Here is a 6,150-nt window from a genome sequence, read left to right as displayed (position 1 = left end):
GTTTTGAAAAAGGGCTATACTTTTTAATTTGTCACCTTGATTTCATTGACATAATAGTATTTCAACAACATGAAAAAAAGTGATGAAAAACAATTTTGTTTTTCATCACTTTTTATAATCTATCGAATACTCATTTTAAATTCTAAAAATAATTCATTGTATTTGCCTAAGTAATCAGGACCTAAGTTTTTATATACTTCTAATGTTTCTCGTTGCTCTTCAGAAGGGTAATAACGTTCATCAGATACAACTTCCTTATCCATTAATTTCATTGCTGCAATGTTAGGGGTAGAGTAGCCAACATAATCAGCGTTTTGGGCACCTGACTCAGCTTTTAGCATAAAATTAATAAAGGCATGAGCACCCTCAATATTTTTAGATGTTTTTGGGATGACCATATTATCAAACCATAAGTTTGAGCCTTCCTCTGGTACTGCAAAGTCTAGCTCTTCATTTTCTGACATCATATCTGCTGCCTGCCCAGACCAAGTGAGGGCTACAGTTGCCTCGTTATTGATCATTAACGGCGTAATTTCATCACCAATGATGGCTTTAACATTTGGGGCAAGTGTAATTAGTTTGTCTGTAGCTTCACGTAGTTCATGATTATCCAATGAATTCAGTGAATGTCCTAGGCTATTTAAGCCCATCCCGATTACCTCACGAGCACCATCTACTAAAAAGACTTTTCGTTTTAATGAAGGGTCCCACAAATCATCCCATGAAGAGAAATCTAAATCACCAACAAGGTTTGGATTATAGACAATACCTACTGTTCCCCAGAAGTAAGGGACTGAATATTTATTGTCATTATCAAATGGTAAATCTAGAAAATATGGATCAATATTTTTTAAATTAGGGATTTTTGTTTTATCTAAAGGAATTAATAAATTTTCTTCCTTCATTTTTTCAATCATATATTCAGAAGGTACAGCAATATCATAAGCCGTTCCACCCTGTTGAATTTTTGTCATCATGGCTTCATTGGAGTCAAACGTCTCATAAATTACATGAATACCTGTTTCTTTTTCAAATTGCTTTAGCAAATCAGGATCTATATATTCTCCCCAGTTAAAGATCGTTAACGTGTTTTTCCCGCTTTTTCCACCACCAGCACTCAAGGCATCAGCAGCGTAGAATAATAGGGCGGACACGACAAGTATTGCAATTGTAGCTTGAATTAATTGCTTCATTGTTGTCCCTCCGTTCTTTTACTAGCGCGACTTGTGATGAAGTAATAACCGACTACGACAATCACCGTAACGAAGAATACTAAGCCAGAAATAGCATTTACCGTTAAGGAAATTCCAGCACGTGCCATAGAGTAAATTTCCACAGATAATGTACTGAAGCCATTGCCAGTTACGAAAAAGGTTACCGCAAAGTCATCTAAGGAATACGTAAGGGCAAGGAAGAACCCTGCAAAGATCCCAGGCTGAATATACGGTAAAATGACACGCATCATCACATCTTTTTTGGATGCGCCTAAATCTAATGCAGCATCAATTAATGATGTATTCATTTCTAACAGCTTTGGTAAAACCATCAGTACAACAATTGGTACACTAAAAGCTACGTGTGCTAATAAAACAGAAGCAAAGCCTAATTTAATACCAACCATCGTGAACAAAATTAAAAAGCTCGCACCAATAATAACATCAGGACTTACAATCAATACATTGTTTAAGGAAAGTAATGTATTACGCATTTTTGCATCTTTCACTGTTACAATACCAATTGCACCTAATGTACCGATAATTGTTGAAATTAAAGCGGAAAGCAGTGCTACGATGACCGTATTAATTAAAATAACCAGCAGACGGGAGTCCTCAAATACAGCTTTATAATGTTCAAGCGTAAAGGATTCAAAATTATTCATGGAGCCGCCACTGTTAAAAGAATAAAAAATTAAATAAAAGATAGGTGCATACAAAACGATAAAAACAAGAGCTAAATACACCTTTGCGGAAGCTGATAATTTATTCATCGTACGCTGCCCCCTTTATCCTTTTGTCCTGTAATCAGCATAATAATGACCATGAATAAAATTAGGAATACAGCGATAGTCGAGCCCATTCCCCAGTTTTGAGTCACTAAGAACTGTTGTTCAATAGCTGTGCCAAGTGTAATCACGCGGTTTCCAGCAATTAAGCGTGTAATCATAAATAGAGATAATGCAGGAATAAATACAACCTGTATTCCCGATTTAACGCCATCCATAGTCAAAGGCAGTACAACACGACGGAATGTCGTAAAGGCAGATGCACCCAAATCACGTGCTGCATAGATAAGAGTAGGGTTTAAACGATCTAAAGAATTAAAGATAGGTAAGATCATAAAAGGTATAAAAATATACACTGATACAAATACAAAGCTAATATCTGTAAATAGCATTTGCTTTGGATCAAAGCCAAATACTTCAATAAATGCATTTAATGGACCGTATAAGCCAAAAATACCGATAAAAGCATACGTTTTTAACAAAAGATTAATCCAAGAAGGAATAATAATTAGTAGTAGCCAAAGCTGCTTATACTTAGTTTTTGTTAAAAAATAGGCTGTTGGATACGAAACTAGTAACGTAAAGAAGGTAATTAAAAACGCATACCAGAACGAGCTTAATGTCATTTTTAAATAAACAGAAGTAAAGAATGCTTTATAGTTATCAAACGTGAAATTGCCATGTATATCTAGTAGGGAATAGTATACGACCAGTGCAATTGGTGCAATAACGAAAAATGCAATCCATAAAACGTATGGAAATAAGGCTGATTTCGATGTTTTAGCTTGCATCGTCTTCATCTCCATAAGCTTCTAAACGTTTGTCAAACTCTTCTTCGGTTTCATTTAAACGCATAACATGAATAGCCTCTGGATCAAAATCTAAGCCAATTTCTGTCCCTACCTCAGCTTTTTTCAAAGAATGGACAAGCCACTCATTGCCATCTTTATCATATGTGGATAATTCATAATGCACACCACGGAATAATTGCGTATCAACTTTTACGATAAGTTTACCTTTATCAATAGTTGTCATTTCTAAATCCTCTGGACGAATAACAATATCGACTTTTTCATTTGGTTTCATCCCTTGGTCAACACATTCGAACATTTTGCCAGCAAACTCTACTTTGAAATCCTCAACCATTACACCAGGTACAATATTTGATTCTCCTATAAAGTCAGCTACGAAGCGGTTAATGGGCTCATCATAAATATCAACAGGAGTACCTGATTGTTGAATTTGGCCTTCACTTAGTACAAATATTTCATCACTCATAGCAAGTGCTTCTTCTTGATCGTGTGTCACGAAGACAAACGTTTTGCCAAGACGTTGCTGTAATTCTCGAAGCTCATATTGCATCTCAGTACGTAGCTTTAAATCTAACGCTGAAAGAGGTTCATCTAATAAGATTACTTCTGGATCATTTACGATCGCACGAGCAATTGCTACACGCTGACGCTGACCACCTGACATTTCAGAAATTTCACGGCTTCCGTATCCAGCAAGATTGACAAATTTTAATGCTTCAGCCACACGTTCCTTAATTTCGTTTTCAGGCAGCTTTTTAATACGTAGTCCAAATGCGACATTTTCAAAGACATTTAAATGAGGAAACAATGCATAATCCTGAAAGACTGTGTTTACTTGACGTTCATTTGCTGGCACTGAGTTGATTTTCTTATCGTGAAAATAAACATCTCCTGTAGATGGTTCAGTGAAGCCTGCGATAATTCGTAAAATAGTTGTTTTACCACAACCAGAGGGACCTAATAATGTGTAAAATTTCCCTTTTTCTAGCTCTAGATTAATGTTTTTTAAGACGATCGTGCCGTCATTATAAGACTTTGAAACATTTTCAAAGCGGATAATTGAATTCGTTGTCATAGATGCGCCTCCTTAGCTATAAGTATGAATCCGTAGCGACAAGCAAAATCTTTGTTTCAGCATCATGTGCATTAAAAATTTGATGATGATCTGTCGCATCAAAATAGAGAGCGTTACCTTCACTAGCTATATACTGTTCATTCCCCAAAACGAGACGAATACGACCTTTCACTACATAAATAAAGGTTTCGGAGAGTGAGGGTTCAAATTGTTTAAATTCACCTTCAGCAGCAAGAGTTAGGAAAATAGGCTCCATTTCTTTTTCATTTGATGTTGGAATAAGCCATTGAATTTCATATTTTTTTTCTTCATCCGTATAGGTAGATTGATCTTCCTCTGTATAAACAACCTTTTGTTCAGGTGATTCATCATCAAAAAATTCCTTAGGTGTTGACCCTAACACTTCTAATATCGAAAAGAGTGTTTCTATAGAAGGTGAATTTAAATCACGTTCTAATTGGGAAATATAACCTTTACTTAAATCTGTACGTTCTCCAAGCTCCTCTTGGGTAAGACCTTTTTTTAAACGAAGCGCTTTAATTTTTGCTCCTATTTGCATCTTTTCCCTCCTAGAAGAAGTTTAGCAATCATAAACTTTTGAAATATGAAGTTTACTTTAACAAAACTTTTAGTTTACTAAAACCATTACAATTATACATAAAAATTTTAGATATGCAATTGTTTTTAGTGAAAAAAAAGAAGAAAAAATTTTTAGAAATTTAACATAAATCGCAAGAAGAAAAAGTTTGTTTATTCTAGAATAAAATTGTTAAAAATAGCTAATAAATAGGCTGTAGCCGCTATTCCATTTCGGGATTTGACAAAAATTTGTCAGATAATTTGAAACATGTCCCTTAACGAAGTTTACTTGTTTGAAAAACTACGATTACTCTGCTATCGTAGAAGACGAGTTCGCTAGTGCGAATGGAATATATACACTACATATTTAATCGGAGGGATTTATTATGGCAGAACGCATGGTAGGTAAACAAGCACCTGACTTTACAATGGAAGCAGTACTTCCAGACAAATCTTTTGGCAAAGTATCATTAGAAGACATTAAAGCGCAAGACAAATGGACTGTTCTTTTCTTCTACCCAATGGACTTCACTTTTGTATGCCCAACTGAAATCACTGCAATGAGCGATCGTTACGACGAGTTCGAGGACTTAGATGCAGAAGTAATTGGTGTGTCTACGGATACAATTCACACACACTTAGCATGGATTAACACAGACCGCACTCAAAATGGTCTTGGTGAATTAAAATATCCATTAGCTGCTGACACAAACCACCAAATTTCTAAAGATTATGGTGTATTAATTGAAGAAGAAGGTATCGCACTACGCGGTTTATTCATCATCAACCCAGAAGGCGAATTAAAATACCAAACAATTTTCGATAACAACATCGGCCGTGATGTAGATGAAACTTTACGTGTACTTCAAGCATTACAAACTGGTGGTCTTTGCCCAGCAAACTGGCGTCCAGGTCAAGCAACTCTATAATAAAATAGAGTTGAGTCATTATTTAACAAAAAAAGAGTCCCCACGACATGCTTGTGGGGACTTTTAAGTGAATTGGCGAATGTTAATTTACTTTACCTCGGATTGTAGTAGATTTTGGGAAGAGTTTTTGACCATAATCTAAAACATTTGAAGACAAAAGATATATTAGAGGAGGATTTTTATGAAACTTCGTGAACAAATGCCTGAATTAGTTGGCGCAACGACTTGGTTAAATGGAGAAGTAACAAAAGCAGAATTAGTAGGCAAAAAACCAACATTAATCCATTTCTGGTCAGTAAGCTGTCATTTATGTAAAGAGGCTATGCCAGATGTTAATAATTTCCGTGATCAATATAAAGATGAGCTAAATGTTGTAGCAGTACATATGCCGCGTTCTGAAGCAGATACTGATTTAGAGACAATTAAAGCAGTAGCGGCTGAGCATGACATTGTGCAACCAATCTTTGTGGATAGTGAAATGAAGTTAACAGATGCTTTTGAAAACCAATATGTGCCTGCATATTTTGTGTTTGATAAAGATGGTCAGCTGCGTCATATGCAAGCTGGTGGCAGCGGTATGAAAATGCTAGAAAAACGTGTAAATCGTGTATTAGATGAAATGCGAAATGCTGAATAAGAGCATGATGAAAAGACGAGAATAATTTAGATTCTCGTCTTTTCATGTTGTTGAAATACTATTATGTCAATGAAATCAAGGTGACAAATTAAAAAGTATAGCCCTTTTTCAAAACG

At 35.5% G+C, this 6,150-nt stretch carries 7 protein-coding genes; 2 read left to right on the top strand and 5 right to left on the bottom strand.

Annotated features, from left to right (window positions below):
• Nucleotides 1-119: 119 nt before the first annotated feature.
• From AC3WOM_RS26365 to AC3WOM_RS26345, 5 genes are read right to left on the bottom strand one after another with little or no spacing between them, the layout of a single operon-like run.
• Entirely contained in the window at nucleotides 120-1,193 is a 1,074-nt protein-coding gene (locus AC3WOM_RS26365; RefSeq protein WP_492449079.1) for an ABC transporter substrate-binding protein, read from the bottom strand.
• The gene (locus AC3WOM_RS26360) at nucleotides 1,190-1,987 is read right to left on the bottom strand and encodes an ABC transporter permease (protein WP_492449076.1); all 798 of its coding nucleotides are present in this window, start codon (nucleotides 1,985-1,987) and stop codon (nucleotides 1,190-1,192) included. Before AC3WOM_RS26360 ends, AC3WOM_RS26365 begins: the two co-directional genes overlap by 4 nt.
• The gene (locus tag AC3WOM_RS26355; RefSeq protein ID WP_427544906.1) at nucleotides 1,984-2,793 is read right to left on the bottom strand and encodes an ABC transporter permease; all 810 of its coding nucleotides are present in this window, start codon (nucleotides 2,791-2,793) and stop codon (nucleotides 1,984-1,986) included. The genes AC3WOM_RS26360 and AC3WOM_RS26355 overlap by 4 nt, the downstream gene beginning before the upstream one ends.
• Nucleotides 2,783-3,889 carry an ABC transporter ATP-binding protein gene (locus AC3WOM_RS26350; protein ID WP_427544904.1) on the bottom strand — a complete coding sequence of 369 codons (1,107 nt, stop codon included), beginning with the start codon at nucleotides 3,887-3,889 and terminating at the stop codon, nucleotides 2,783-2,785. Before AC3WOM_RS26350 ends, AC3WOM_RS26355 begins: the two co-directional genes overlap by 11 nt.
• 16 nt (nucleotides 3,890-3,905) lie before the next feature.
• Nucleotides 3,906-4,448, bottom strand: a complete 543-nt coding sequence (locus AC3WOM_RS26345; RefSeq protein WP_427544902.1) for a helix-turn-helix domain-containing protein — start codon at nucleotides 4,446-4,448, stop codon at nucleotides 3,906-3,908.
• A gap of 406 nt (nucleotides 4,449-4,854) precedes the next feature.
• Here AC3WOM_RS26345 and AC3WOM_RS26340 point away from each other — a divergent pair, with 406 nt between their 5' ends.
• Together AC3WOM_RS26340 and AC3WOM_RS26335 are read left to right on the top strand one after the other, a co-directional pair.
• The gene (locus tag AC3WOM_RS26340) at nucleotides 4,855-5,397 is read left to right on the top strand and encodes a peroxiredoxin (protein WP_427544900.1); all 543 of its coding nucleotides are present in this window, start codon (nucleotides 4,855-4,857) and stop codon (nucleotides 5,395-5,397) included.
• Nucleotides 5,398-5,578: 181 nt separating this feature from the next.
• The gene (locus AC3WOM_RS26335; protein WP_427544898.1) at nucleotides 5,579-6,034 is read left to right on the top strand and encodes a TlpA family protein disulfide reductase; all 456 of its coding nucleotides are present in this window, start codon (nucleotides 5,579-5,581) and stop codon (nucleotides 6,032-6,034) included.
• Nucleotides 6,035-6,150: the final 116 nt, after the last annotated feature.

Source organism: Lysinibacillus sp. FW301-JW8 (assembly GCF_058788755.1).
Note: the sequence above shows the minus strand (reverse complement) of the source record. Positions and strands in the feature narration are given on the sequence as shown.